Origin of the sequence: Streptomyces barringtoniae (genome assembly GCF_020819595.1) — a bacterium.
GTDB lineage: Bacteria > Actinomycetota > Actinomycetes > Streptomycetales > Streptomycetaceae > Streptomyces > Streptomyces barringtoniae.
Genome location: NZ_JAJHNP010000015.1, coordinates 183,406 through 210,013 on the forward strand (window position 1 = coordinate 183,406; position 26,608 = coordinate 210,013).

Sequence of the window (26,608 nt, forward strand, 5' to 3'; positions counted from 1 at the left end):
CCGGGCGGCACACGGGGAGAAACAGGGCAGATGGCATCTCGGCGGGATCAACTCAACGCCTACACCTTTGCGAAGCAGCGCATGCTCGCGGCGTTCGTCCAGCCTTCCTCGGACGGCTCGGAGGAGGGAGCTCCCAAGCCCTTGCGGGCGATCGTGCCCAGCACCATCGTCGGAGTGGTCGTCATGGCCGCGTTCGGCGCCTGGGGCATGTTCCGGCCGACCGCACCACAGGGCTGGGACACTCCCGGCGAAAAGGTGATCATCGCCAGCAAGTCCACCACGCGGTACGTCGTCCTCACCACGAACGGCAAGACCGAGCTGCACCCGGTGCTCAACATGGCGTCGGCGAAACTCCTCCTTGCCGACGGCAAGGGCGAAGTGGTCACCGTCGACGAGTCGATCCTGGACAACGGCAAGATCCCGCACGGCGTCACCATCGGCATCCCGTACGCCCCCGACCGCCTGCCCTCCAGCGAGGGGGCGGGTGCCAAGAAGCGCTGGGCCGTCTGCGAGCGCCCGAGCGCGGGCGGCACGGCCATCCAGAAGGCGGCGTTCGTCCTCGCCGCCCGGGACATGAGCAAGACCGAAGGGAGCCACGAGAAGCTCAGCGGCGGCGAGCTCCTGTACGTGGCCGACCCGAACGGGAAGCGCTACATCGTGGACGCCCAAGGCACCGCGTACGAGGTCGACAAGAACGACGAGTTGCTGCTGCGTACCCTGGTGGGCGCGGGCCGGCAGCCCGAGCGGGTGTCGCGGGAATGGCTCGCAACCCTTCACACCGGTGATCCGGTCGAGTTCCCGAAGGTCGAGGGAAACGTGAGCGCGCCCGCCGGTGTCCAGGGCGGCCTGCCGGACAAGGCGAACCGGGTCGGCATGGTTCTCCGGGCTCCCAACGGCGACCACGAGCAGTACTACGTCGTCGAGCAGGGAAAGGTCCTGCCCGTCTCGGACTTCACCGCGAAGCTGCTCCTCAACAGCAAGGAACTGGTCCGTCTCGGCCAGGCCGGAAAGGCCCTCGACGTCAGCGCGGGTGCGTTCGAGCCCGACGCGACCGCCTTCGCGGCCGACCACAAGTGGCCGAGCCTCACCCCCGAGGTCGTCAACGACCCGGGCCTGTCAGGTGGCAGCCGCAACACCATCTGCAACGTCCTGCGCGACGTCGACAAGGACGACGGTACGCGGACCACCCTGAGCACCTGGGCGGGCACGGACTTCCCGGCCGCGCTCCCCACCGGGTCGTCGAGTGCGTACGTGACCCCCGGCTCGGGCCAGCTCTACCGCCAGTACCAGGGCACGAACACCAAGGTCGGCGGGCTGTTCCTCGTCACCGACACCGGCCTGCGCTACGCGATGCAGTCCAACGCCGACAGCGACACGGACGGCACCGAGTTCGGCATGACGGCGAAGCAGCGCAAGGAACTGCGGCAGGAGGCCCAACTCGCCCAGATCCGCCTCGGATACTCCGATGTGGACCCCGCTCCCGTACCGGCGGCCTGGTCCCTGTTCCTGCCGACGGGACCGCGTCTGTCGACCACGGCGGCGAGCCAGCCGCAGGGTTCGTAGGAGGGCCTGGTGTCGTACGCTCCGTCGTCCTCGCGTCTGCTCCGTACCGCGGCGACCGCGGCCGCCGCGCTGTGCACCGCCACCGTCGCACTCGCGCCGCCTGCCGCTGCCGACTCCTTCAGCGACCAGTGCACCTTCCCGAACAAGAAGTACCCCGGCACACCCTGGGCCCTTCAGCGCGTCAACCTCGACGAACTGTGGAGCCAGTCCAAGGGCAAGGGGGTGAGGGTGGCCGTCATCGACACGGGTGTCGACACGGCCAACCCGCAGCTCAGCCGGGCGGTTGACGGGTCCCTGGGCACGAACCTCCTGCCCCCCAAGGACAGCAAGGGCAAGCCGGTCGACGGCGCCAAGTCCAAGCCCACGACCGACACGGTGGGCCACGGCACGCGCGTGGCCGGCATCATCGCCGCCCGGCCCATGAAGAGCACCGGCTTCGTCGGCCTCGCCCCCGAGGCCACCATCGTCCCGATCAAGCAGAACGACGCCGAGGGCCACGGCACGTCCAAGTCCCTCGCCCAGGCGATCCAGCACGCGATCCAGGTCAAGGCACAGGTCATCAACATCTCCCAGGACACCACGAACGCCGTGGCACCGGGCGACGACCTGCACAACGCGATCAACGAGGCCCTGAACCACAAGATCGTCGTGGTCGCCTCGGCAGGCAACGACGGCCTCGACGGCAACGTCAAGCCCACCTACCCCGCTTCCTACCCCGGCGTCCTGGCGGTCGCCGCGTCGGACCGCAACAACGAGCGCGCGCCCTTCTCCCAGTCCGGCGACTTCGTGGGCGTTGCCGCCCCCGGCGTCGACATGATCTCGACGGTCCCCAAGGGCGGCCACTGTTCCGACAACGGCACGAGCTTCTCCGCGCCGTACGTGGCCGGCGTGGCCGCCCTCATCAAGGCCAAGCACCCCGACTGGACACCCCGCGAGATCGTGGCCCAGATCGAACAGACGGCAGAACGCTCCGTCGCCGGCCACGACCGCCTGGTCGGCTGGGGTGTCGTCGACCCCGTCCGCGCCCTGACGGAGGACGACCGTCCCATCGAGCGGCCCGAGCCGCTCGAGGGCCTCAGCCGGGCCGAGGCTCCGACCCCGGCCCGACTGGAACTCGGTGAAACGGCGGACGAACGCAACGCCCGTCTGGCGACGTATGTCTCCGTGGGCGCGGCCGTACTGGTGGCCGCCCTCGGCGGGGCGGCGGTGGCGATCCGCGACGCGCGCAGGAAGGCGGGGACCAGCGGACCGGGCGAGGTCGCAGCCGTGAAAGATGCGTGAAGACCGCTTGGCAGTAGCAGAGTTGTCACACAAGTCAGTTGGGGGTGTCAGATCCGTTGACTAGAGTGACTGCATTGCGAAAACGAATGCTCGAGGCGTGCGCTTGCCTCGGGCAGGGGACAGGAATGGGGGAGGCGCAACGTGCTGCCTGACGGGGGCGGAAGCGATCTGAGGCGCGGTCTGGAGGCCCTGCAGACCTTCAAGTCGCGGGTGGATGCCCTGCTCGACACGTTCGAGCGTTCGCCGGGTGATCCGAAGAAGGTGGGGATGCACACGCTCTCCCTTACCTCGTTCTGCGGCACGGGCCAGTTCGCCGAGGCCACTGATCTCCACAGCCATTACCAGACCGTCCACGAGCAGATCACGTCACTCTCCCAGACGCTGAAGCTGCAGATCGAGGCCATGCAGATCGCCGTGCACGGCGCGGACATCGGCTACGACAAGCTGGAGGACGATCTCCGGCGCCGCTTCCACGAGATCCGGACCCAGGTCAACGAGCAGATCGACGAGCAGGACGCCAAGACGCAGGCGGGCACCCAGCAGAAGCGCACCGACCAGCACCAGTCCAAGGCGGGGTACTGATGGGCGACAACCACAACCAGCCGGACCGCTACCAACTGGAACGCGAGCTGGCCCAGGCGGAGATCCACGACGTGGACGCACAATGCGTCCCCCACCACGGGCGTACCAATTTCGAGAAGCACCAGCTGAACGAAATGAAGGACATGGTGGACCTCGCGAAACCAGAGCATCTGGAGGACGCGGGCAAGGCCCTCTGGGACGCCCGCGACGCGATCAACGCCGCCGCCGACGAACTGAGCGCACACATAGGCCGGATCGACTGGCACGGCGAGGCGGCCACCGCGTTCCACACGTGGGCCTCCGGCTTTGTCGCCAGCGTTTACACCTTCGCGGACCACGTGGAGAACGTGGGCTCGCACATCACCGCGGCCAGCACCGGACTCGCCTCCGTACGCAAGTCCATGCCGCCCCGCGACACCCGGCTCATGCCCAAGAGCGTCCACGACTTCCCGCTGGTTACCCAGGTCGACGGCAACAAGGAGTACCAGGCGGCCCTCACGGTCGAGAAGCACCGCCAAGAGGCGATCAACCAGATGAACCGGTTGGCGTCGTACTACACGGTGACCGGGGAGTCGTTGAAGTCGGGGTCGGTGCCTACGTTCGGCAAGATGCCGGAGATGGGTGTGCCGCAGGCGGCCGGCGGGCAGCGGGACGGCGGAGGCCAGGTGCCTGTCTCACACGCTCATGGAGCCGCTGGCGTTGTCGGAACGACGAGCCATCACTCGTTCTCCGCACCGGCCGGGCCTGGCACGGCAGAGACTCCCGACTCCGGGAAGAAACTGCACGACGTCGTCGCGGTTCCGGATCGGCACACCGGTCCGTCTCAGCCCGTGGGTACGGACATCGACAGCGTGAACACGCTGCCGCCGGATACTACGAGGTCGACGACCCCTGTCACACCGCCGACTGCACCTGCACCCAGCGGAGGCGGACCGGTTCCTCCCGTCCCCACCGTTCCCATGCCCCCGACTGTGGGCTTGCCTATGGGCCGCGGCGGAATGGGCGGGTCCCGAGGCCCGGTCGTGGCGTCGCCGCGTATGGCCTCTCCTGCCGGTGGTTCATCCCGAGTCGGTGGTGGAACAGGACGCGGCCGCATCGGCCCCCTGGAAGAGCCCGCGGGCCAGGCGGGAGCGCGTGGGCCTGTGTCACCGGTCGGCAGGACGCCCTTGGGCGAGGCGCCCGTGAGCAGGACGCCTGTAGGCAAGGGCCCGGTCGGCCGTAGTGTCGTCGGTGGTACGCCGAGGAGCATCGGCGTGCCCGCCGAGCGCATGGGCGGTACGGGTCCGACCGGAGCAGCGCGCACCAGCGGTGTCGTCGGCGGGAGGCCGACCACGCCACCTGCGCAGACCGTGAACGGCTCCAAGGTGCCGCGTGGCACGGTCGTCGGTGGCGAGACTGCTTCCCGGAAGCCTCGTGTCAATGAGCGGCCTGGGCAGCGTGGGGTGTTCAGGATGCCGGAGCAGGAAAGCGGCGACGGACAGGCGTCGCGTAGGCCTGTCTCGCCCCCTGGCAGTGTGGTCGGGACGTCCGACGGCAAGGCATCGGCGGCCAGGAATGGCGTTCGCGCCCCCGGCGAGAACGTTCCGAACCGCGCCTCCGCGGCCAAGCGAGGTTCCGCACGGGACGGCGACAGGAAGCCGTCGCGTCGGCAGCAGTCGCCGGAGACCGAGTAAAGACAGATGAAGCGAGGACGTACGAGAGGCATGTTGTCCGCGAGCACGAGACGAGTGACCGCCGTATGCGCAGCACTCGGCGCACTGATGGCTCTGCCGGTGGGCCTGGCCCCCGCTGCGGCAGCCGCCGACGTCCAGCCGCAGCAGTGGTACCTGTCGGCGATGAAGGCCGACGAGATGTGGAAGGTGAGCACCGGCAAGGGGGTCAAGGTCGCCGTCGTCGACACGGGCGTCAATCCGTCGACCCCATCCCTCAGAGGGCAGGTGCTGGCCGACGAAGTACCGAAATCCGTCGCGTACGGGGCAACGAAGGACTTCGATGGCCACGGCACGACGATGGCCGAAATCATCGCTGGTACGGGTGCTGGCGGAGGGTTGAAAGGCCTGGCCCCAGGCGCCAAAGTCGTGCCCTATCGTGCCGCCCTTCGCGGGCTCTCGCTGTCCGAGGAGAACAAGGCTCCTCGCGTGGGAGCGGTGATCAAGGCCATCGCCGACAGTGACGCGAAGATCATCAACATGTCCTTCGGGAGCGACATCAGCTACGACGACGAAGAGGCGGCGATCAAGTATGCCGCTTCCAAGGGCAAGTTGATGTTCGCCGCGGAAGGGAACGACGCCAAAACGAAGAACAACGCCGGATACCCGGCCTCGTATCCCTATGTCGTCGGCGTCTCCGCCTCCGACAAGACCGGTACGGTCGGTAAGTTCTCGACCCACGGGCGCTACGTCGATCTCGCCGCTCCCGGAGTCGACGTGCCCGCATGGTGTGACGCGACCTTCCGTTCTTACTGCGTCCACGGGAACGGAACCAGCATGGCCACCGCCGTAGCCTCCGCCTCCGCCGCCCTGATCTGGTCCGCCCACCCCAACTGGACCGCCGACCAGGTGCTCCGCTCGCTCATCGACACCGCCGGCCGCGACTGGCCCAAGGACACACCCAGCAACTACCTCGGCTACGGCCTGATCCGCCCCCGCATGGTGCTGGAGAACCCGAACTACAACCCAGGCCCTGCGAACGTCGATCCGCTCGCCAAGGAGAACTCGGCCGGCAACAACGGGGCTTCGCCCTCCACCTCCTCACCGCCCGCCAAGTCCTCCTCGGGCGGCCAGACTTCGGCGACCGGAGAAACCTCGAAGTCGTCCGGCGGTGCCCTGCCCTGGGTGGCCGTCGGTGCGGTCGCCGCGCTCGTGGTGATCGGCTGCGCAGCCTTCGCCGTCATCCGGTCACGACGACGTGCCTGACGGCTCACAGGAAGGGCGCCACCACCCGGTGACGCCCAGTCAAGACGAAGTACAGCTCTCATGAAGGGGAGTGCCGAAATGGCTGATGGCCGCAAGTTTCAAGACGATCACGCACAAAAGCTCCAGACGAACGTCATCGACCGGTACGAGTCCGTCAAGAAGCAGCTCGGCAGGCTCCAGGGCACGATCGACATGATCGAGGCCAACTGGACGGGCCACGGTGCCAACGCGTTCAAGGGGAAGCAGCACGAGATCAACCAGCACATGGCTGCCATCGGGCGCATGCTCGAGGACTTCCTCGAGGGCGTCCGCCTCAACAAGAGCGACAAGACCAAGCTCGAGGACGAACTCCACTCGACCATCTCGAAGATCGAAGTGGACGCCGGCGCGGGCACCTCGGCGCTGAACCTGTACTGACGGGCCTGAAGGGAAGAGGAAGACATGACCGGCACTCCGCACTACCAGGACCTGTCCGTCAAGTACGGCGCCCTGGACGCGCTCGCAACTGAGCTCGGCAACGTGGCCAAGCAGCTCGAGGAGGACCTCACCGCTCTGAAGAAGGGCGTTCTCGACGTGGCCGAAGGCTGGAGCGGTGAGGCGTACGACGCCTTCCAGCGCAAGTCGAGGAAGTGGGACGAGCACGCCACCGGTATCCACCAGGCGCTGCTCTCCATCACGCACCGCGTGCACGCCGCCGGCGGTGACTACCGCGGTGGCGACCTCAAGGGCGCCAGCTACTTCGAGTGAGGTACGCGCAGTAGGAAAAGCGGGGGTGGGCACGCGCGGGAGGTGCCCACCCCCGTTTTGCACGTTGGCGACGCACGCGGATCGAGGGCACAGGGGGTCGGCAGCGGGGCTGCACACCCGGCCGGTATGCAGCTGAGCAGCTGAACCAGTTCGCGGCCGACCAGGCAGGGTCCGCGGGACTTTCGGGGTGGGGCGGCGGCCAGAAGGATCTCGTGTCCTCTCCGGCCCAGAATCGGGCCGCGCCCGGGCGATCGAGAAGGACATCGAACCTCGTACCAAGGGTGCCGCCCGCCAATGAGGTGGAGCGGACCACGAAGACCCGCATGCGCTTCGTCCCTGCCGAGCGTGAGGTACATGTCCTCGACGAGGTACGGGACGTCGCCCTGGTCGGCAACCCCCCGCGGCGAGTGGCAGCCCCCCGCGGCGAGTGGCAGCCACCCGTGGTGGCCGGCCCTGAGGCGCCGGCCTTTGCCGCTGCCCCGTTCCACGGGGCAGCGGCGATGCGGCAGGGGCGGGAGCCGGACACACGCGTCCGGCTCCCGCCCCGTCAGCCGCTGCGGCCGCTGAGCGCCTGCACCTCACTCAGTAATCGCCGCTGACCAACCCCGTCTGCACCAGCATCTTGCCCCGCCTGCGCGAGACGAAGACGCCCCGCCCCGCCGGCATCGGCCGCGGCCGCACGCCGCCGAGCAGGTCTCCTTCGCCGGGGTCGCCGGCCAGCACCACGCCTTGCGCGCCCAGCTCCGTCATCCGCTGCATGAACGGCTCGAAAGAGGCCCGCCCCGCCCCGGCCGTCGACCGCGCGATGATGAACCGCACGCCGACATCACGGGCGAACGGCAGGAGCTCGGCGAGACCGCCCAACGGGTTGCCGCTGGATGTCGACACCAGGTCGTAGTCATCCACGACCACGTACACCGTCGGACCGCGCCACCAGCTCCGCTCCCGCAGCTGCTGGGCCGTGACGTCGGCGGTGGGCGTGCGCCGCTTCATCAGGTCGGCGAGCGCCACCATGTGGTGGTCCATGGCGTTGGACATGGGGATGTACTCGGCCAGGTGCGAGGCAGGGGTGACGTCCAGCAGGGAGCGCCGGTTGTCGACCACGAAGAACTTCGCCTCGTCGCCCGAATAGCGCTGCGTCAGCTGTGCGATGAGCAGCCGCAGCAGGTTCGACTTGCCCGACTCGCTCTCGCCGAAGACCAGGAAGAAGGGGTCCTGTTCGAAGTCGACGAAGACGGGTTCGAGGTTGTCCTCGTCGAGGGCGAAGGCGATGCCGTGCTGAGGGAGGCGGTCGCCCGGAGGCAGCTGCTCCGCGGGGAACTCCCGGGGGAGGAGCCGCACCTGCGGTGCCCCGGGCGCCTGCCAGTGCCGGGAGACCTCGGCCGCCAGGGCCGCCGTCGCGTCGGCGAGGTCCGTGTCGGACGTCAGGCCGTCTATTCTCGGCACCGCCGCCATGAAGTGCAGCTTCTGCGGCGACACACCGCGCCCCGGCACTCCTGCCGGAACGTTCGCCGCCACCTTGCGGTCGATCTCGGAGTCCATGGTGTCGCCGAGCCGCAGTTCGAGGCGGTTCATCACGTGGTCCTTGAGGTTTGCCCGGACCTCCATCGAACGTGATGCCGTGAGGATCAGATGGATGCCGTAGCCGAGGCCGCGTGACGCGATCTCGAGGATGGCCGGTTCCAGGCTCTCGTAGTCCGAACGGAAGTTGCCCCAGCCGTCGATCACCAGGAACACGTCGCCCCACGGCTGGTCGGTGACCGAGATGTCGCCGCGTGCCCGCCGGGCGCGGAAGTCCGCGATCGAGGCGATGCCCGACGACCGGAAGTACTCCTCCCGGCGCCGCAGTACGCCGTACACCTCCGACACCGTACGCCGTACCCGCTCCGGGTCCAGCCGGGAGGCGACACCGCCGACGTGCGGCAGGCCGCTCACCGACACCATGGAGCCGCCACCGAAGTCCAGGCCGTAGAACTGCACCTCGTACGGCGTGTGTGTCAGCGCGAAGGAGCAGATCAGCGACCTCAGCAGGGTGGACTTGCCGGACTGCGGGCCGCCGAGGATCTGCAGGTGGCCCGCGGCCCCGGAGAAGTCGAGCCACAGGGGCTCACGGCGCTGTTCGTACGGCTTGTCGACCAGGCCCGCAGGGATGACGAGGCGTCCTGCGCCCTCGTAGCCCGGCTGCGTGAGTCCCCGTTCCGGCACGGCCGTGAGCTTGGGCAGCAGCCCGTCCAGCGAAGGAGGGCTGTCCAGCGGCGGCAGCCACACCCGGTGCGCCGCGGGCCCCTGCGCCTCCAGCCGGCGCACGATCACGTCGAGCACCGTGTCCGCGAGGGCGTCGTCGACCTGTGACGTCGACTCCGTACGCTGCTGCGGCACCGGCGCGTACTGCACGGGCACCTCCGCGGCCGTGAACAGCACCGGGCGCCGGTCGACGGGCAGCGACCCCCCGTCCGAGGCGGCCTGCCTGTTCCCGGAGCGGTACACGCCGGAGACGTACGCCGCCTTGAAGCGCACCATCTCGTCGGTGCCGAACTTCAGGAAGCCGGAGCCCGGGACGTTGGGGAGTTCATAGGCGTCGGGGACGCCGAGTGCCGCACGGGACTCGGCCGCGGAGAAGGTGCGCAGGCCGATCCGGTAGGACAGGTACGTCTCCAGGCCACGCAGGCGGCCCTCCTCCAGACGCTGCGAGGCCAGCAGCAGGTGCACGCCCAGCGAACGGCCGATACGGCCGATCTGCACGAACATCTCGATGAAGTCCGGCTTCGCGGTCAGCAGCTCGCTGAACTCGTCGATGACCAGGACGAGGGACGGGATCGGCTGGAGCGGGGCGCCGGCCGCGCGGGCCTTCTCGTAGTCATGGATGTTGGCGTAGTTGCCCGCGTCGCGCAGCATCTCCTGGCGGCGGTTCAGCTCGCCGCGGATCGAGTCGCCCATGCGGTCGACCAGGGTGAGGTCGTCGGCCAGGTTGGTGATGACCGCCGCCACGTGCGGCATCTGCGCCATGCCGGCGAACGTCGCACCGCCCTTGAAGTCGGCGAGGACGAAGTTCAGCGTCTCGGAGGAATGGGTCACCGCGAGCCCGAGCACGAGCGTGCGCAGCAGTTCCGACTTGCCGGAGCCGGTGGCCCCCACGCACAGGCCGTGGGGGCCCATGCCCTCCTGCGCGGCCTCCTTGAGGTCCAGCATCACGGGACGGCCGTCCACGCCGACACCGATCGGCACCCGCAACCGCTCGGCCAGTCCACGCGGCCGCCAGGTGCGCTGGGGGTCGACGGACGCCGCGTCCCCGAGGTTCAGCAGGTCGGTGAACTCCAGGTTGGCGAGCAGGGGTTCGTCGTCGTCACCGCCGGAGGCGAGGCGCAGCGGGGCCAGCTGCCGGGCGAGGGCCTCGGCGGACTCGTAGGACAGGGCGTCCGGCGTGCCCTCGTAGACCTCGCCGCCCGCCGACTCCAGACGCAGGGCGGTGGGCCGTACGACGACCGCGAGGTCGCCGCGTGCGGCGGTGGGTTCACCGGGCACCACCTCGATGACGGTGACGCCCTGCAGCCCTTCGAGGTTGGCCAGCACGGAGTCCGGCGGCAGGGAGACACCGTCGAGGACGACGACGATGTGGGGCTCGTCCAGGAGGGGCGCGGCACCCGGGTGGAATCGCGGGCGGCCGGAGAGGCGAGCGGCCAGCAGGGTCTCCAGATCGCGGGCGTCAGGGCCGATCAGGCGGCGGACGCCCGCGCCGTCCACGGCACCGGCCGCCTGAGCGTGCGGCAGCCACTTGGCCCACTCCCACTGCGGGAGCGTGTCGGGTCCGGCCGCCACCGCGAGGACCAGATCCTCCGGAGAGTGCAGCGCGGCCAGCGAGCCGGTCAGGGCACGGACACAGGCGCGCACGGATTCGGCGTCACCGCTGACCGTGACGTGGTAGAAGGCGCGCAGCGACACGGCCATCGGCAGGTCGTTCAGGGCGCCGTGGACGTCGAGGAAACGCTGCACGGCACCCGCCGTGAGCGGTTCCAGCCGGCCGGCCGGGCCGGTCTCGGGGGCGACGAGCGGCGTGGCCAGCTCCTGGGCCCCCAGGCCGATGCGCACCTGGGCGAAGTCCTCGTCGCCCGGCCTGCGTTCCCACACCCGGCTGCCCTCGGCGACCAGCGCCCACAACTGTTCCGGTGAGGGGTGCAGGTAGTACTGCGCGTCGCGCTGTGTCTTCGCGGTGTCCACCGCCGCGCGCCGGGTCTGTGACAAATACCGCATGTAGTCGCGCCGCACGTCGGCGAGTTGACCCTGGGAACCACGCCGGAAGCGGACCACCATTGCGATGGACATGGCGACCGTGGAGGCGATCATCACCATGCCCATGATCTTCATGAACGGCTGTCCGTTCGTGAAGAAGAAGACCACCGAGCCGCCCATGCCGAGCGTCGGCAGCAACTGCATGAGGACGCTCTCCTGCGGCCCCCGGGGCAATTCCGGGGGAGGCTGGAGAACGACCTCTTCTGTGGGCACTTCGGACGGCAGCGCCCGAGGCGGGCGCTTCACGACGATGTGACTCACTGCTCCCCAATTCCTTTGCCGGGCCCCAAGAATGAGGTCCGCCCCCCGTTGATGGACGGACGCAGGCCGCCGCGTGATCCTACTGACTCCACGAGTGACCGGTGCGCGGTAGGGTGCCGGGTGTTCGCTCGAGCACACGCGAACACACCCCGCGAACCGGGGTATTCCGTGCGAGGCGTCACCGCACGCCGGCCCTGGCGGAGCCCGGTGGCGCCCTTCGCGTCACCCTCCGGCGGTCCCGGCCGGGGACGGACGCAGGATTCTCACATCACGGGCGCAGAACCATCACTGAGGGGGAGCACAAGGTGAGCACGACAGCCACGGGCACAGCGGTGCCCGGCTCGGGGGCGGGGTCGGGGCTCGGTTTCTGCCGGGTCACGATCGTCGCGCCCGACAGCCGGATCGACGTGGCGCTGCCCGACGACATCCCGGTCGCCGACATCTACCCGGAGATCCTCCGGCTCTCCCGGCAGCGCCCCGCCGAGGGCGCGCCGGTCGGCTACCACCTCGTACGCCGGGACGGCACCGTTCTCGACAGCGCACGCTCCTTTGCCGCACAACGGATTCTCGACGGTGAACTGCTCACGCTGCGCCCCTTCTCCGAGTCGTTGCCGCCCGCCGTCTTCGACGACGTCTCCGAGGCGGTCGCCTCGGCGGTGACCCGGCACCGCACCCTGTGGAGCGGCGACCTCACACGCGCCGCGGGACTCGCGGGCGCGGGCGTCCTGTCAACCCTGCTCGCCTTCGTCGCCTGGAACGCCGATCCCCGGCACGACATGCACAGCCTGCCCGGGATACTCGCGGGCGTCGCCGGGGTGCTCCTCGTGGTCTTCGCCGCCGTACGGGGCCGGGTCTACGACGACCGGGGCTCGGCGACAGCCCTGGGTCTCGGCGCTCTGCCCAACGTCGGCGTGGCCGGATCGGGACTCCTCTCCCTCGCCCACGGCCAGGGCATCGGCAAACTGCAGTTCCTGCTCGCCTGCGCAGCGGTCCTGCTCGCCTCGGTCATCCTGACGCTGTGCACACCGGGCGGGGACGCCCCGTTCGTCGCGTTCGTCGTCGCGTCCGCGCTCGGCCTGATCACCGTCTTCACGGCGATCCTCGTGCACTGGACGCCGAAGGAGATCGCCGCCCTGTGCGCGCCGGTCGCGGTGGCCGGCCTGGCCTTCCTGCCGGGACTGTCCATGCGCTTCGCCCGGCTGCCCATCGGCTTCGACCCGCCGAACTCCGCGCAGAGCAGCGTCTACGGCACGGAGACGGCCGTGCAGGAACCGGTAGACATGAGGCGGATCGAGGCCCAGGCCCGCCGTGGCCACGAGATCCTGGTCGGTCTCGTCGGCGGCTGTGCGCTCACCGCGCTCGCCTCCTGCGCGGTGCTCGGATTCTCCGACGACGTCTGGGCCCAACTGCTCGCCTGCGCAACGGCCGTGGCGCTGCTCATGCGCGCCCAGCTCTTCCGCTACACCGGCCAGGTCGCCCCGCTCCTGGCGGCCGGACTCGGCTCACTCGTCCTGCTCGGTCTGGGCCTGGCACTCAACCCGCCGCACTCCGTGCTGCGCGAGGCACTCACCGGAGACCGCTCCGGCCTCGACATCCGTGCGACCTGGCTCGCCGCGGCCATCGCGGCCGGGGCGGCCCTCGTGGCAGCCCTGGGCCTCGTCGTCCCGCGCCGGGGCCTCGGCCCCTTCTGGGGCCGCTTCCTGGAGATCATCGAAGGCTTCGTGCTCCTGACGCTGGTGCCCCTTGCGCTCGCCGTGTTCGACGTGTACGCGACGGCCCGCGCGATGACCAGCAAGTGACCCGGGCCGGCCTCGTCGGCCTCCCGGCCCCTGTCAGCGGCGGCGAAGAAAAGGATTCAGCAGCGTGAGCTTCGGCCCACCCCCGTCCATGTACACCCAGTCCGCGCCGACGGCCGACCAGCCGCGGAACAGACCCCGCAGACGCGTACTCGGCGCGGTCGCCGCGGTGGTGGCCGCCGTCGTGTGCCTCGGCGCGGGTCTGTTCTGGTACCACTCGGCCGACCGGACGAAGGGGCGGACTGACGCCAAGGCGGTCCGGCAGGCCCCGGACGCCATACGCGAGACCGTGGAGAAGGCCCCCGTCTCACCGGAGGGCCAGGTCGTCGTCCAGCACAACGAAGGCGGCCTCACCGGGAAGCAGCAGCGGTTCGCGCCCGCCACCTGGGCCACGGACACGATCGTCGCGCGGACCCTCGCCGACCGCATCGAGGGCTACAAGATCGAGCCCGACCCCGACTGGGACGCCAAGGCATGGACCCTCCAACTCGGCGGCCACGTCTGCGCCGTCAGCCGCGACGTCACCGCCGACGGCCGGACCGCCGTCGTCGTCGAGCCCGGGCGCACGGACAACCCCCAGGCCGGTGTCTGTGACGAGGTGGTCATGGTCGACCTCGGCACCGGCAAGAAGCTCTGGCAGGAGAAGATGCCGGCGGCCGACGCCGCCTCCATCATCACCACCAACATCTCCCTGACCCGGGGCGTCGTGGCCATCGCCTGGGGCGAGGGGTCGGTGGCGTACGACATGGACAGCGGAAAGCGGCTGTGGAAAACGCTCGGCACGTCACAGTGCCGCGACTCGGCCTATGCCGGTGGCGGGGCCCTGCTGGCCCTCGTCAAGTGCGGCGACTCCAGCGCCCCCACCTACCGGGTGGAGAAGCTCGAGCCGCGCACCGGCAAGGTTCTGTGGCGCTACTCCGTCAGCAACGGTCTGCTGAACATCTACCTGCCGTCGGCCGACCCGCCCGTGATCGCCGTCGAGGCGGGGGACTACCGGGTCACGGACCTGATCACCCTGGATCCGAAGAACGGCGAGCGGCTGGCCACCATCTCGATGAACGGCTACGCCCCCACGTGCGGCGGCAACGTCGAGGGCTTCTTCGACGCCGTCGACAAGTGCTACGGCATGGTGGTCGGCCGCGACCGGGTCTTCGTCATGAGCAAGGACACCGTAGACCTCACCAGGAAGCCCGAGAACCAGATCACGGCCTTCGACCTCAAGACGGGCACCGCCGTCAAGAGGTTCGTGGGCCGGCGCTTCCAGCAGGTCGTCCCCGTCCGCATGAACGGTGACGACCTGATCATTTTCCGCAGCACCGACGACGACGTCCAGCCGGCCACCGTGCTGGACTGGAACCTCCGGACCGACAAGGAGACCCCGTACCTCCTGTTCCACCTCCCCGCGGACGACGAGGCCGAACTCGGCAACCCGGAGGATTCGGACATCCTCTACGAACAGGGGCGCGCCTTCTTCGCCCGCCGCGTGCTGGCACGCGACGACGTCCATCCGAAGGACCCGGTGCTCTCGGTGATCGGAGTGGGCACCGCCGGGCTGAAGCACTGAAAGACGAAGGGCGGCACGCGTGCGTGCCGCCCTTTCTCGCGTTCCGCTACTGCCCCGCGAGCCCCCCGTTACGCTCCGACGGCTCCAGATCGAACTCCCCGTCCCGCGCACCCAGTACGAACGCCCGCCACTCCGCCTCGGTGTAGCGCAGCACGGTGCCGTGGTCGAGGGAGGAGCGCATCGCCACCGCCCCGCCGGGCAGGTACGCGATCTCGACCCGCTCCTCGTGCTCCTCCGTGCCCGGAGCGCTGTGCCACTCCGCGCCGGAGATGTCGAGCGCGTACAGCTCGTCCCGCTCCCGCTCCTTGCGTGCCTTGACGTCTTCCCGCGATTCCGGCGCCGGGGTCCCGGCGCTCGTGCCCTGTGTCTCGGCCATGGTGAAGCGGCCCCCTTCGGCTTACGGACAGCGTTGCGTTGTCACCCTACTGGGAGGCCACGCACGCGTACGGTGAAACCGCCTGGTCAACGCCTGGAGGAGTGGCCGGTCCGGCACGTGGGGTGGACGGGCCGCCGTCTTGTGCCCAGGGAGCGGAGGTTTCGTCACGGGCAGGCAACGGTCGTGCTCATGCCATGCAATGCTCACCTAAAGTCCCGGCCATGAGCATGCCTGTCACCGCCCCGTGGTCCCTCTCGTCCGCCGGCGTACGTGCCCTGGGCCGCGGCCGGGGCGGCGGCTACCACGGCAGCTATCACAGCAGCTATCACGGCGGCCACCACCACTACGGGAGCCACGGATCCGGCGGCGGCTTCGTGTGGACAACGGTCGCCGTCCTGGTCGTCGTGATCGTGGCCGTCCTGGTCTGGAACGCCCGACGCGACCGGTGACACGGACGGCCGAACCGTGCTGGTACCCTGAGTGACGGCCGTTTGTGTACGCACCCCCGGAGCCCTTCGAAAAGGCTCTGGAGGCCGCGCCCAGCGGATCCCGCCTCCCGAGTAACGGAAGCTCCCCCGAGACGTAGACCGGGGGCACTCGGTGGCACTCAACAGACTATGAGGAGTACGCGTGTCGCTCGACGCCGCAGTGAAGAAGCAGATCATCGCCGAGTTCGGTACCAAGGAGGGTGACACCGGCTCCCCCGAGGTCCAGGTCGCCCTGCTCTCCCGTCGGATCTCCGACCTGACGGAGCACCTCAAGACCCACAAGCACGACCACCACTCCCGTCGTGGCCTGCTGATCCTCGTCGGCCAGCGCCGTCGCCTGCTGCAGTACCTGGCGAAGAAGGACATCCAGCGCTTCCGTACGCTGGTCGACCGCCTCGGCATCCGCCGCGGTGCGGCCGGCGCCAAGTAAGACGCCGTGAAGGGAGCGGTTCCCGGCAGGACCCGGGGACCGCTCCCTTCGTCGTACGTGGGAGGTCTTCCTCGCACGGGCGGAAACGTGCGGAGTGTCACTCACGCTTTGTAGTGTGGTAGCACAACGCAGTACGCACGACACAGCACGACAACGAACGACGAGAAGCGCACCTCGCCGCCGCCGGTCCTCGGTAGTGGCCCCCGGGGGGAAGCGAGCCCCGGGTGCTTCGATCGAAGACCGGCCCGCACCAGACGGCGCGCTTCTCCACCACCGTCCCCCTGCCACACGGGCAGCCAAGGGACGAAAGACGATATGTAACGGAGAAAACGCTAGTGGAGAACGAGACCCACTACGCCGAGGCCGTCATCGACAATGGCGCCTTCGGCACCCGCACGATCCGCTTCGAGACGGGCCGTCTGGCCAAGCAGGCCGCCGGCTCCGCCGTGGCGTACCTGGACGACGACACCATGGTGCTGTCGGCCACCACCGCCTCCAAGAACCCCAAGGACCAACTCGACTTCTTCCCGCTGACGGTGGACGTCGAGGAGCGCATGTACGCGGCCGGGAAGATCCCCGGTTCCTTCTTCCGCCGTGAGGGCCGTCCCTCCGAGGACGCGATCCTCACCTGTCGGCTGATCGACCGCCCGCTGCGCCCGTCCTTCAGGAAGGGCCTGCGCAACGAGATCCAGGTCGTCTGCACGGTCATGGCGCTCAACCCCGACCACCTGTACGACGTCGTGGCGATCAACGCCGCGTCCGCGTCCACGCAGCTGGCCGGTCTGCCCTTCTCCGGCCCGATCGGCGGCGTCCGCGTCGCGCTGATCCGCGGCCAGTGGGTCGCGTTCCCGACGCACACCGAACTCGAGGACGCCGTCTTCGACATGGTGGTCGCGGGCCGCGTCCTGGAGGACGGCGACGTCGCGATCATGATGGTCGAGGCCGAGGCGACCGACGGCACCATCAAGCTCGTCGAGGGCGGCGCCGAGGCGCCGACCGAGGAGGTCGTCGCCGCCGGCCTGGAGGCCGCCAAGCCCTTCATCAAGGTCCTGTGCCGCGCCCAGTCGGACCTCGCCGCCAAGGCCGCCAAGCCGGTCGGCGAGTTCCCGATCTTCCTGGACTACCAGGACGACGTCCTGGAGGCCCTGACCGCCGCGGTCAAGCCCGAGCTCGCCCAGGCGCTCACCATCGCCGGCAAGCAGGAGCGCGAGGCCGAGCTGGACCGCGTCAAGGGGCTCGCCGCCGAGAAGCTCCTGCCGGAGTTCGAGGGCCGCGAGAAGGAGATCTCCGCCGCGTACCGCTCGCTGACCAAGTCCCTGGTCCGTGAGCGCGTCATCAAGGAGAAGAAGCGCATCGACGGCCGCGGTGTCACCGACATCCGCACGCTGGCCGCCGAGGTCGAGGCCATCCCGCGGGTGCACGGTTCCGCGCTGTTCGAGCGTGGCGAGACCCAGATCCTGGGCGTCACCACCCTCAACATGCTCCGCATGGAGCAGCAGCTGGACACCCTCTCCCCGGTGACCCGCAAGCGCTACATGCACAACTACAACTTCCCGCCGTACTCCACCGGCGAGACCGGCCGCGTCGGCTCCCCCAAGCGCCGCGAGATCGGCCACGGCGCCCTCGCCGAGCGTGCGCTGGTGCCGGTGCTGCCCACGCGCGAGGAGTTCCCGTACGCGATCCGCCAGGTGTCCGAGGCCCTCGGCTCCAACGGCTCGACGTCCATGGGTTCGGTCTGCGCCTCCACCATGTCGCTGCTGAACGCCGGTGTGCCGCTCAAGGCCCCGGTCGCCGGTATCGCCATGGGTCTGATCTCCCAGGAGATCGACGGCGAGACGCACTACGTCACCCTCACCGACATCCTCGGTGCGGAGGACGCCTTCGGCGACATGGACTTCAAGGTCGCCGGCACGAAGGAGTTCGTGACCGCCCTCCAGCTCGACACCAAGCTGGACGGCATCCCGGCCTCCGTCCTGGCCGCGGCCCTCAAGCAGGCCCGCGACGCCCGCCTGCACATCCTCGACGTGATGATGGAGGCCATCGACCGGCCCGACGAGATGAGCCCGCACGCCCCGCGGATCATCACCGTCAAGATCCCGGTCGACAAGATCGGCGAGGTCATCGGCCCCAAGGGCAAGATGATCAACCAGATCCAGGAGGACACGGGCGCCGAGATCACCATCGAGGACGACGGCACGATCTACATCGGTGCCGCCGACGGCCCCTCCGCCGAGGCCGCCCGCGCCACGATCAACGGCATCGCCAACCCGACGATGCCCGAGGTCGGCGAGCGCTACCTCGGTACGGTCGTGAAGACGACCACCTTCGGTGCGTTCGTCTCCCTGCTGCCCGGCAAGGACGGTCTGCTGCACATCTCGCAGATCCGCAAGCTGGCCGGCGGCAAGCGCGTGGAGAACGTCGAGGACGTCCTCGGCGTGGGCCAGAAGGTCCAGGTCGAGATCGCCGAGATCGACTCCCGCGGCAAGCTCTCCCTCGTTCCCGTGATCGAGGGCGAGGAAGGCAACGAGCAGGACAAGGACGACGCCGAGCAGTGACGTCCCGTAGCTCCAAGGTGACGGCCCGCCCCTCTTCGGAGGCGCGGGCCGTCGCCCGTACCCAAACCCTCATCAAGGGCCACAACGGCATCGGCACGGTCCGCAAGACCACCCTCCCGGGCGGCCTGCGCATCGTCACCGAGACCCTGCCCTCGGTCCGCTCCGCGACCTTCGGCATCTGGGCGCACGTCGGCTCCCGCGACGAGACGGCGGCCCTGAACGGCGCCACGCACTACCTGGAGCACCTGCTCTTCAAGGGCACGCAGAAGCGCAGCGCGCTGGACATCTCCTCCGCCCTCGACGCCGTCGGCGGCGAGATGAACGCGTTCACGGCCAAGGAGTACACGTGCTACTACGCGCGCGTGCTCGACACCGACCTGCCGCTCGCCATCGATGTGGTCTGCGACATGCTGACCGGCTCGCTCATCCTCGAGGAGGACGTCGACGTCGAACGCGGCGCGATCCTCGAAGAGATCGCCATGACCGAGGACGACCCGGGCGACTGTGTGCACGACCTGTTCGCGCACACCATGTTCGGCGACAACGCCCTCGGCCGCCCGGTCCTCGGCTCGGTCGACACGGTCAACGCCCTCACCGCCGACCGCATCCGCCGCTTCTACAAGAAGCACTACGACCCCACCCACCTGGTGGTCGCCTGCGCCGGCAACATCGACCACAACAAGGTCGTACGACAGGTCCGCGCGGCCTTCGAGAAGGCGGGCGCCTTCAAGAACCCGGACGCACGGCCGGTCGGCCCGCGCGACGGCAGCCGTACGATCCGCACCTCCGGCAAGGTCGAGCTGCTCGGCCGCAAGACCGAGCAGGCGCACGTCGTCCTCGGCATGCCCGGCCTCGCCCGCGCCGACGACCGCCGCTGGGCCATGGGCGTGCTCAACACCGCCCTCGGCGGCGGCATGTCCTCCCGCCTCTTCCAGGAGGTCCGGGAGAAGCGCGGTCTGGCCTACAGCGTGTACTCGTACACCTCTGGCTTCGCCGACTGCGGCCTGTTCGGCGTGTACGCCGGCTGCCGGCCGAGCCAGGTGCACGACGTGCTGAAGCTCTGCCGCGACGAACTCGACCACGTCGCGGTCAACGGCCTGACCGAAGACGAGATCGCCCGCGCCATCGGCCAGTTGCAGGGCTCCACCGTCCTCGGCCTGGAGGACACCGGGGCGCTGATGAACCGCATCGGCAAGAGCGAGCTGTGCTGGGGCGAGCAGATGTCCGTCGACGACATGCTGGACCGGATAGCAGCGGTCACCCCGGACGAGGTCCGCTCGGTCGCCCGCGACATCCTGGGACAGCGCCCGTCGCTGTCGGTCATCGGCCCGCTCAAGGACAAGCAGGCCGCGCGGCTGCACGACGCCGTCGCCTAGTCACCTCCCGGTCACTCCCTAAGGAAGCAAGAGATGAGCAAGCTGCGCGTGGCGGTCCTCGGTGCCAGGGGCCGGATCGGCTCCGAGGCGGTCAGGGCGGTCGAGGCCGCCGAGGACATGGAGCTGGTCGCCGCCCTCGGCCGGGGCGACAAGCTCCAGACCCTGGCGGAGACCGGCGCCCAGGTCGCCGTGGAGCTGACCACCCCCGACTCCGTCATGGACAACCTCGACTTCTGCGTGCACCACGGCATCCACGCGGTCGTCGGCACGACCGGCTGGACCGAGGAGCGCCTCGCGCAGCTGACGGGCTGGCTTGCGGAGTCCCCGGAGACCGGCGTGCTCATCGCGCCGAACTTCTCCATCGGCGCCGTCCTGACGATGAAGTTCGCGCAGATCGCCGCGCCGTACTTCGAGTCGGTCGAGGTCGTCGAGCTGCACCACCCGAAGAAGGTGGACGCGCCGAGCGGTACGGCCACGCGCACGGCCCAGCTCATCGCCGAGGCCCGCCGGGCGGCCGGTACGGCCCCGGCGCCGGACGCCACGGTGACGGCCCTGGACGGCGCGCGGGGCGCCAGTGTCGACGGCATCCCGGTCCACGCCGTCCGCCTGCGCGGCCTCCTGGCCCACCAGGAGGTGCTGCTCGGCGGCGAGGGCGAGACCCTCACCATCCGTCACGACTCCCTGCACCACAGCAGCTTCATGCCGGGCATCCTGCTCGGCGCCCGCCGCGTGGTGACCACTCCCGGCCTCACCTTCGGCCTGGAGCACTTCCTGGACCTGAGCTGAGACAGACCCTCCGATGCGCGCGAAGATCACCTACCTCGTCACGGCCGCCGTCCTGGTCTTCTACTTCGTCCTGGTCGGCAGCCGCGGCGTCATGTTCATCCAGTCCGGTACGGCCATCACCGTCACCTTCGGGGTCGCGGTGCTGATCCTGCCGGTCATCGGCCTGTGGTTCCTGTGGAAGAACACCCAGTTCGTCCGCAGGGCCAACGCCCTGGCCGCCGAGCTCGACGCCGAGGGCGGCCTGCCGGTCGACGAGCTGAAACGCCTGCCCAGCGGCCGGATCGACCGCGACTCGGCCGACGAGGTCTTCGCCAAGCGCAAGGCCGAGACCGAGACGTCCCCCGACGATTGGCGCTGCTGGTTCCGGCTCGCCGTCGCCTACCACGACGCCCGCGACACCCCCCGCGCCCGCAAGGCGATGCAGCGGGCCATCGCCCTGCACGACGGCAAACCGGTCGAGGCCTGATGCGCCACTACGGGGCGCTCTCGCCGTCGTAGCCCGCGGGCAGTCGTGCCGCCGGGGCGGCACGGGTGGCGCAGGCAGCAGCTCGCAGCGAGCAGCGCCCGACCTCACCCCGGCCCGCACCGGCACAGGGCGCCGTTCGGGTCAGCCGCGCCCGCCCCCGTACTCCGCCGCCCACGCCTCCACCGTGTCCGCCGCCCGGTCGAACGCGGCCGGGCGGCCCAGGAAGTCCAGGGTGTGCGTGGTCAGCAGCGGGGGCGTGTCCTCGGCCGACCGGTCCCCGCGCACGAGCGCCAGCGCCTGCCCCTGCACCGTCCGGGGCAGCCCCAGCCAGCGCACCGGCCGCTGCACCGTCCGCACCGAGAGCACCCGCGCCCACGGCACCGTACGCGTCACCAGGAAGCCGACGTGGCGCAGCCCGCGCCCGCTCACCCACACGCCCATGCGCAGCAGCCGCAGGGCACCGGCGATGACCACGAGCCCCGCGGCGAGGATCGCGCCGGCGGAGGACACCGAGCCGGTCACGGCGATGAGCACCGCGGAGAACAGCACGAAGGAGGCGAGCAGCAGCACCAGCGCCGCCAGACCCACACGCCAGGGGCCGGGACGGTAGGGGCGCCGCCAGCGCTCCCGGTCGTCGTACGGCAGCGCGCTCTCGGATGCGGCCTCGAACGTGCGGTCGGCCGTCAGGAAGGACAGGGGCACGGCTGGTCCTCATTCGCATGCGTGCGTGGGCTGTGCCCGGTGAGGTTATCGGCCGGTGTTCGCGCCCACCACCCTGGGCGGCCGGAAGAGTCAGTGCCCCTGCGAGGCCTGGGACTGCTGCGTCGGCGTGCTCGACGGCGTGGACATCGCCGGCATACCGAGGATCAGGGCTCCCGCCAGCCCGGCGACGAGGGTGAGCCCCAGCAGCCAGTGCCCGGCTCTCTCCCCGAAGGAGGCCCGCGGACGGGGCGGGGGAGTGACATTGCTGCGGAACCTGTCCGCCTCGGCCAGGAAGGCGAAGGGTACGGGCTCGCGCCGACGGAACATCGCGGTACGTCTCCTTTCAGGTCGAACGAGTGGGCTTCACCGGTACAGACGCTCGAGTGACGCAAAAGGTGCCCATGTCGGAAAAAATCCGTGGCGGGATTTTGAGGACGGGCAGCGCCGTGGCCCGGGCGGGTTCCCCGTAAGGTGGGCGCGAACCACAGCTGTGATGGGAAGGACCCCAACCCCCGTGACCACCCCCGAGTCGCTCACGTTCCGCAGTGACGTCACCGTCGAGCTGGTGAAGTCCAGTGCTTCGGACGCCGACGTCCTCTTCGCCGCGCGGGTCTCCACCGCCGGCGAGCAGTCCCTGGACGAGCTGAAGAAGGACCCCGAGCGCTCCAAGGGGCTGATCAACTTCCTGATGCGCGACCGGCACGGCAGCCCGTTCGAGCACAACTCGATGACGTTCTTCGTCAGCGCCCCGATCTTCGTCTTCCGCGAGTTCATGAGGCACCGCGTCGGCTGGTCCTACAACGAGGAGTCCGGCCGCTACCGGGAGCTCGAGCCGGTCTTCTACGTCCCCGGCGCCGACCGCAAGCTCGTGCAGGAGGGCCGCCCCGGCAAGTACGTCTTCGTCGAGGGCACCCCGACCCAGCACGAGGCGGTCACCAGCACGCTGCGGGAGTCGTACGAGCAGGCGTACGCGGCCTACCAGAAGATGCTCGCCGAGGGCATCGCCCGCGAGGTCGCCCGCGCGGCCCTCCCCGTGGGCCTCTACTCCTCGATGTACGCCACCTGCAACGCCCGCTCCCTGATGCACTTCCTGGGCCTGCGCACCCAGCACGAGCTGGCCAAGGTGCCGTCCTTCCCGCAGCGGGAGATCGAGATGGTCGGCGAGAAGATGGAGGCGGAGTGGGCCAAGCTCATGCCGCTGACGCACGCCGCCTTCAACGCGAACGGGCGCGTGGCGCCGTAAAAGCGCGCGGTCGCGTAAAAAGGCCTACGAAGCCCTGTTCCCCCATCAGGAACGGATGTACGGATCAGCCTCGCGAAGTGTCCGTATTGCGGCATTTGGAGAAGTTCATCTAGCCTGATCAAACGGACCCGGCACTGCTTGAACCCCCGAGCAGGCAGTGCCGGGCTCCGCATTTGTCCTGACTTTCCCGACCCCCCGAGGGCAGACCGCACAGGGAGCACCGAGTAGCGTGTTACCCATGGCTCCGACCTCGACTCCGCAGACCCCCTTCGGGCGGGTCCTCACCGCCATGGTCACGCCCTTCACGGCGGACGGCGCACTCGACCTCGACGGCGCGCAGCGGCTCGCCGCCCACCTGGTGGACGCAGGCAACGACGGCCTGATCATCAATGGCACCACCGGCGAGTCCCCCACCACCAGTGACGCGGAGAAATCGGACCTCGTACGAGCCGTCCTGGAGGCCGTCGGCGACCGCGCCCACGTCGTCGCCGGCGTCGGCACGAACGACACCCACCACAGCATCGAGCTGGCCCGCGAGGCCGAGCGCATCGGCGCCCACGGCCTCCTCGTCGTCACGCCGTACTACAACAAGCCCCCGCAGGAGGGCCTGTACCGGCACTTCACGGCCGTCGCCGACACCACCGGCCTGCCGGTCATGCTCTACGACATCCCCGGCCGCAGCGGCGTCCCGATCAACAGCGAGACCCTCGTCCGGCTCGCCGAGCACCCGCGTATCGTCGCCAACAAGGACGCCAAGGGCGACCTCGGCCGCGCCAGCTGGGCCATCGCCCAGTCCGGCCTGGCCTGGTACTCCGGCGACGACATGCTGAACCTCCCGCTGCTCTCCGTGGGGGCGGTCGGCTTCGTCTCGGTCGTCGGCCACCTGGTCACCCCCGACCTGCGCGCCCTGGTCGACGCGTACGTCTCCGGTGACGTCGTCAAGGCCACCGAGATCCACCAGAAGCTGCTCCCGGTCTACACCGGCATGTTCCGCACCCAGGGCGTCATGACCACCAAGGCCGCGCTCGCCCTCCAGGGACTGCCCGCAGGCCCGCTGCGCTCGCCCATGGTCGAGTGCTCGCCCGAGGAGATCGCCCAGCTCAAGATCGATCTTGCCGCCGGCGGGGTACAGCTCTGACAACAGACTTGGCAGCACACGGGCTTCACAACTGAAGAGCAACTGAAGAACAACAGAAGAGGCGGGCCACCGGTGCCCGCACCCCACAACGACAACTGCTTCTGCACGAACGTCTCACGCGCCACGTGCCCGACCGGTACGTGGCGCGTGTGGTGAGGAGAGTCTTTTGAGTCATCCGCATCCCGAACTCGGCCCGCCCCCGCCCCTTCCCGGGGGCGGCCTGCGCGTCACCCCGCTCGGCGGTCTCGGCGAGATCGGCCGAAACATGACCGTCTTCGAGTACGGCGGCCGCCTGCTGATCGTCGACTGCGGAGTGCTCTTTCCCGAGGAGGAGCAGCCCGGAATCGACCTGATCCTGCCGGACTTCTCGTCCATCCGGGACCGTCTCGACGACATCGAGGGCATCGTCCTCACGCACGGCCACGAGGACCACATCGGCGGTGTCCCGTTCCTGCTCCGCGAGAAGCCGGACATCCCGCTGATCGGCTCCAAGCTGACCCTCGCCCTGATCGAGGCCAAGCTCCAGGAGCACCGGATCCGCCCGTACACCCTCGAGGTGGCAGAGGGGCAGCGCGAGCGCATCGGCCCCTTCGACTGCGAGTTCATCGCCGTCAACCACTCCATCCCGGACGCGCTGGCCGTCGCCATCCGCACCCCCGCCGGCATGGCGGTGCACACCGGCGACTTCAAGATGGACCAGCTCCCGCTGGACAACCGCCTCACCGACCTGCACGCCTTCGCCCGGCTGAGCGAGGAGGGCATCGACCTCCTGCTCACCGACTCCACGAACGCCGAGGTCCCGGGCTTCACGCCGCACGAGCGGGACATCTCCAACGTGCTGCGGCAGGTCTTCGCCGGCGCCCGCAAGCGGATCATCGTCGCCAGCTTCGCCAGCCACGTCCACCGCATCCAGCAGATCCTGGACGCGGCCCACGAGTACGGCCGCCGGGTCGCCTTCGTCGGCCGCTCCATGGTCCGCAACATGGGCATCGCCAGGGACCTGGGGTACTTGAAGGTGCCTCCGGGGCTGGTCGTGGACGTGAAGACGCTGGACGACCTGCCCGACCACGAGGTGGTCCTGGTCTGCACGGGCTCCCAGGGCGAACCGATGGCGGCGCTGTCGAGGATGGCGAACAGGGATCACCAGATCCGGATCGTCGACGGCGACACCGTCATCCTGGCGTCCTCGCTCATCCCCGGAAACGAGAACGCCGTCTACCGGGTGATCAACGGCCTGACCCGCTGGGGCGCCAACGTCGTCCACAAGGGCAATGCCAAGGTGCATGTTTCCGGCCACGCGTCCGCGGGCGAGCTGCTGTACTTCTACAACATCTGCCGCCCGAAGAACCTCATGCCGGTCCACGGGGAGTGGCGCCACCTGCGCGCCAACGCCGAGCTGGGCGCGCTGACGGGCGTCCCGCACGACCGGATCGTCATCGCCGAGGACGGTGTCGTGGTCGACCTGGTCGAGGGCAAGGCCAAGATCTCCGGCAAGGTCCAGGCGGGTTACGTCTACGTCGACGGCCTCTCCGTCGGCGACGTCGGCGAGCCGGCCCTCAAGGACCGCAAGATCCTCGGTGACGAGGGCATCATCTCGGTCTTCGTGGTCGTGGACTCGTCCACCGGCAAGATCACCGGCGGCCCGCACGTCCAGGCGCGCGGCTCCGGCATCGAGGACGCGGCCTTCGCCGACGTCATCCCGAAGATCACGGAAGTGCTGGAGCGGTCCGCCCAGGACGGCGTCGTGGAGCCGCACCAGCTCCAGCAACTCATCCGGCGCACTCTCGGCAAGTGGGTCTCGGACACCTATCGCCGCAGGCCGATGATCCTGCCTGTGGTCGTGGAGGTCTGACGGTCCGTCGGAGCATCACCCGAGCGGGGCGCCTCGATTTGCATCGAGGCGCCCCGCTCCAGTACGTTTACGGCTCCGCCCGACCGGGAACCCCAGCACTTCACGCGCTGGACACGGTGCCCGGAGGGGGTGGGAAAACCGACTCAGAACTTCTGATAAAGTCGGAACCGCCGGAAAGGAAACCGCGAGAAAACGCGGGA

General features: G+C 69.5%; 22 protein-coding genes. 18 read left to right on the forward strand and 4 right to left on the reverse strand.

The features are described from left to right. Window positions 1-30: 30 nt before the first annotated feature. The 7 genes from eccB to LMU33_RS26535 all read left to right on the forward strand — a co-directional run bounded on the left by eccB (window position 31) and on the right by LMU33_RS26535 (window position 7,088). On the forward strand, window positions 31-1,563 hold the full coding sequence (gene eccB, locus LMU33_RS26505; protein WP_228623106.1) for a type VII secretion protein EccB: 1,533 nt from the start codon (window positions 31-33) through the stop codon (window positions 1,561-1,563). Between the two features lie 9 nt (window positions 1,564-1,572). After that, entirely contained in the window at window positions 1,573-2,844 is a 1,272-nt protein-coding gene (gene mycP / locus LMU33_RS26510) for a type VII secretion-associated serine protease mycosin (RefSeq protein ID WP_372478054.1), read from the forward strand. Between the two features lie 141 nt (window positions 2,845-2,985). Continuing rightward, window positions 2,986-3,426, forward strand: a complete 441-nt coding sequence (locus LMU33_RS26515) for a DUF2563 family protein (protein WP_228623107.1) — start codon at window positions 2,986-2,988, stop codon at window positions 3,424-3,426. Then, window positions 3,426-5,099 carry a relaxase family protein gene (locus LMU33_RS26520; RefSeq protein WP_228623108.1) on the forward strand — a complete coding sequence of 558 codons (1,674 nt, stop codon included), beginning with the start codon at window positions 3,426-3,428 and terminating at the stop codon, window positions 5,097-5,099. The genes LMU33_RS26515 and LMU33_RS26520 overlap by 1 nt, the downstream gene beginning before the upstream one ends. A gap of 30 nt (window positions 5,100-5,129) precedes the next feature. Further along, on the forward strand, window positions 5,130-6,341 hold the full coding sequence (locus tag LMU33_RS26525; protein ID WP_372478055.1) for a S8 family serine peptidase: 1,212 nt from the start codon (window positions 5,130-5,132) through the stop codon (window positions 6,339-6,341). Between the two features lie 78 nt (window positions 6,342-6,419). Further along, window positions 6,420-6,758, forward strand: coding sequence for a WXG100 family type VII secretion target (locus LMU33_RS26530; protein WP_228623109.1), 339 nt, complete (start codon window positions 6,420-6,422; stop codon window positions 6,756-6,758). 24 nt (window positions 6,759-6,782) lie between these two features. Beyond that, on the forward strand, window positions 6,783-7,088 hold the full coding sequence (locus LMU33_RS26535) for a WXG100 family type VII secretion target (RefSeq protein WP_228623110.1): 306 nt from the start codon (window positions 6,783-6,785) through the stop codon (window positions 7,086-7,088). Window positions 7,089-7,670: 582 nt separating this feature from the next. Here LMU33_RS26535 and eccCa read toward each other — a convergent pair. Then, window positions 7,671-11,636, reverse strand: coding sequence for a type VII secretion protein EccCa (eccCa, locus tag LMU33_RS26540; RefSeq protein ID WP_228623111.1), 3,966 nt, complete (start codon window positions 11,634-11,636; stop codon window positions 7,671-7,673). Between the two features lie 305 nt (window positions 11,637-11,941). Here eccCa and eccD point away from each other — a divergent pair, with 305 nt between their 5' ends. Both eccD and LMU33_RS26550 read left to right on the forward strand, forming a co-directional pair. Next, the gene (gene eccD, locus LMU33_RS26545; RefSeq protein WP_228623112.1) at window positions 11,942-13,435 is read left to right on the forward strand and encodes a type VII secretion integral membrane protein EccD; all 1,494 of its coding nucleotides are present in this window, start codon (window positions 11,942-11,944) and stop codon (window positions 13,433-13,435) included. A gap of 64 nt (window positions 13,436-13,499) precedes the next feature. Further along, window positions 13,500-14,996: an outer membrane protein assembly factor BamB family protein gene (locus LMU33_RS26550; protein ID WP_228623113.1), complete on the forward strand. Its 1,497-nt coding sequence runs from the start codon at window positions 13,500-13,502 to the stop codon at window positions 14,994-14,996. Window positions 14,997-15,042: 46 nt separating this feature from the next. Here LMU33_RS26550 and LMU33_RS26555 read toward each other — a convergent pair whose 3' ends face one another. Further along, complete coding sequence (locus tag LMU33_RS26555; protein WP_228623114.1) at window positions 15,043-15,372, reverse strand: DUF397 domain-containing protein; 330 nt, start codon at window positions 15,370-15,372, stop codon at window positions 15,043-15,045. 221 nt (window positions 15,373-15,593) lie between these two features. On the opposite strand from LMU33_RS26555, the gene LMU33_RS26560 reads away from it, so the two are divergent. From LMU33_RS26560 to LMU33_RS26585, 6 genes are all read left to right on the forward strand, one after another. Continuing rightward, a complete protein-coding gene (locus LMU33_RS26560; RefSeq protein WP_228623115.1) occupies window positions 15,594-15,821 on the forward strand; it encodes a hypothetical protein in 228 nt (75 codons plus the stop codon). Window positions 15,822-16,002: 181 nt separating this feature from the next. Next, window positions 16,003-16,290 (forward strand): 30S ribosomal protein S15, encoded by a 288-nt coding sequence (rpsO, locus tag LMU33_RS26565; RefSeq protein ID WP_228623116.1) that lies wholly within the window; start codon window positions 16,003-16,005, stop codon window positions 16,288-16,290. Between the two features lie 335 nt (window positions 16,291-16,625). Next, entirely contained in the window at window positions 16,626-18,845 is a 2,220-nt protein-coding gene (locus LMU33_RS26570) for a polyribonucleotide nucleotidyltransferase (RefSeq protein WP_228623117.1), read from the forward strand. Next, the gene (locus tag LMU33_RS26575) at window positions 18,842-20,221 is read left to right on the forward strand and encodes a M16 family metallopeptidase (protein WP_228623118.1); all 1,380 of its coding nucleotides are present in this window, start codon (window positions 18,842-18,844) and stop codon (window positions 20,219-20,221) included. The genes LMU33_RS26570 and LMU33_RS26575 overlap by 4 nt, the downstream gene beginning before the upstream one ends. 33 nt (window positions 20,222-20,254) lie before the next feature. Then, window positions 20,255-21,007 (forward strand): 4-hydroxy-tetrahydrodipicolinate reductase, encoded by a 753-nt coding sequence (gene dapB, locus LMU33_RS26580; protein WP_228623119.1) that lies wholly within the window; start codon window positions 20,255-20,257, stop codon window positions 21,005-21,007. A gap of 13 nt (window positions 21,008-21,020) precedes the next feature. Beyond that, window positions 21,021-21,473, forward strand: coding sequence for a tetratricopeptide repeat protein (locus LMU33_RS26585; protein WP_228623120.1), 453 nt, complete (start codon window positions 21,021-21,023; stop codon window positions 21,471-21,473). A 141-nt stretch (window positions 21,474-21,614) separates the two neighbouring features. Here the strand turns inward: LMU33_RS26585 and LMU33_RS26590 are convergent, their stop codons facing one another. Together LMU33_RS26590 and LMU33_RS26595 are read right to left on the reverse strand one after the other, a co-directional pair. Continuing rightward, a complete protein-coding gene (locus LMU33_RS26590; RefSeq protein WP_228623121.1) occupies window positions 21,615-22,175 on the reverse strand; it encodes an SCO5741 family PH domain-containing membrane protein in 561 nt (186 codons plus the stop codon). A 90-nt stretch (window positions 22,176-22,265) separates the two neighbouring features. Beyond that, on the reverse strand, window positions 22,266-22,502 hold the full coding sequence (locus tag LMU33_RS26595) for a hypothetical protein (RefSeq protein ID WP_228623122.1): 237 nt from the start codon (window positions 22,500-22,502) through the stop codon (window positions 22,266-22,268). Window positions 22,503-22,668: 166 nt separating this feature from the next. On the opposite strand from LMU33_RS26595, the gene thyX reads away from it, so the two are divergent. The 3 genes from thyX to LMU33_RS26610 all read left to right on the forward strand — a co-directional run bounded on the left by thyX (window position 22,669) and on the right by LMU33_RS26610 (window position 26,408). Beyond that, on the forward strand, window positions 22,669-23,418 hold the full coding sequence (gene thyX, locus LMU33_RS26600) for an FAD-dependent thymidylate synthase (RefSeq protein WP_228623123.1): 750 nt from the start codon (window positions 22,669-22,671) through the stop codon (window positions 23,416-23,418). A gap of 238 nt (window positions 23,419-23,656) precedes the next feature. Next, the gene (dapA, locus tag LMU33_RS26605; RefSeq protein WP_228623124.1) at window positions 23,657-24,556 is read left to right on the forward strand and encodes a 4-hydroxy-tetrahydrodipicolinate synthase; all 900 of its coding nucleotides are present in this window, start codon (window positions 23,657-23,659) and stop codon (window positions 24,554-24,556) included. 166 nt (window positions 24,557-24,722) lie between these two features. Continuing rightward, a complete protein-coding gene (locus LMU33_RS26610; protein WP_228623125.1) occupies window positions 24,723-26,408 on the forward strand; it encodes a ribonuclease J in 1,686 nt (561 codons plus the stop codon). Window positions 26,409-26,608: the final 200 nt, after the last annotated feature.

Excerpts from the sequence above, each read along its gene's own strand:
- eccB (WP_228623106.1), top strand. The coding sequence starts at position 31 with ATGGCATCTCGGCGGGATCAACTCAACGCCTACACCTTTGCGAAGCAG.
- LMU33_RS26520 (WP_228623108.1), top strand. The coding sequence starts at position 3,426 with ATGGGCGACAACCACAACCAGCCGGACCGCTACCAACTGGAACGCGAG.
- LMU33_RS26525 (WP_372478055.1), top strand. The coding sequence starts at position 5,130 with ATGTTGTCCGCGAGCACGAGACGAGTGACCGCCGTATGCGCAGCACTC.
- LMU33_RS26530 (WP_228623109.1), top strand. The coding sequence starts at position 6,420 with ATGGCTGATGGCCGCAAGTTTCAAGACGATCACGCACAAAAGCTCCAG.
- LMU33_RS26535 (WP_228623110.1), top strand. The coding sequence starts at position 6,783 with ATGACCGGCACTCCGCACTACCAGGACCTGTCCGTCAAGTACGGCGCC.
- LMU33_RS26555 (WP_228623114.1), bottom strand. The coding sequence starts at position 15,372 with ATGGCCGAGACACAGGGCACGAGCGCCGGGACCCCGGCGCCGGAATCG.
- LMU33_RS26560 (WP_228623115.1), top strand. The coding sequence starts at position 15,594 with ATGAGCATGCCTGTCACCGCCCCGTGGTCCCTCTCGTCCGCCGGCGTA.
- dapB (WP_228623119.1), top strand. The coding sequence starts at position 20,255 with ATGAGCAAGCTGCGCGTGGCGGTCCTCGGTGCCAGGGGCCGGATCGGC.
- LMU33_RS26585 (WP_228623120.1), top strand. The coding sequence starts at position 21,021 with ATGCGCGCGAAGATCACCTACCTCGTCACGGCCGCCGTCCTGGTCTTC.
- LMU33_RS26595 (WP_228623122.1), bottom strand. The coding sequence starts at position 22,502 with ATGTTCCGTCGGCGCGAGCCCGTACCCTTCGCCTTCCTGGCCGAGGCG.
- thyX (WP_228623123.1), top strand. The coding sequence starts at position 22,669 with ATGGGAAGGACCCCAACCCCCGTGACCACCCCCGAGTCGCTCACGTTC.
- dapA (WP_228623124.1), top strand. The coding sequence starts at position 23,657 with ATGGCTCCGACCTCGACTCCGCAGACCCCCTTCGGGCGGGTCCTCACC.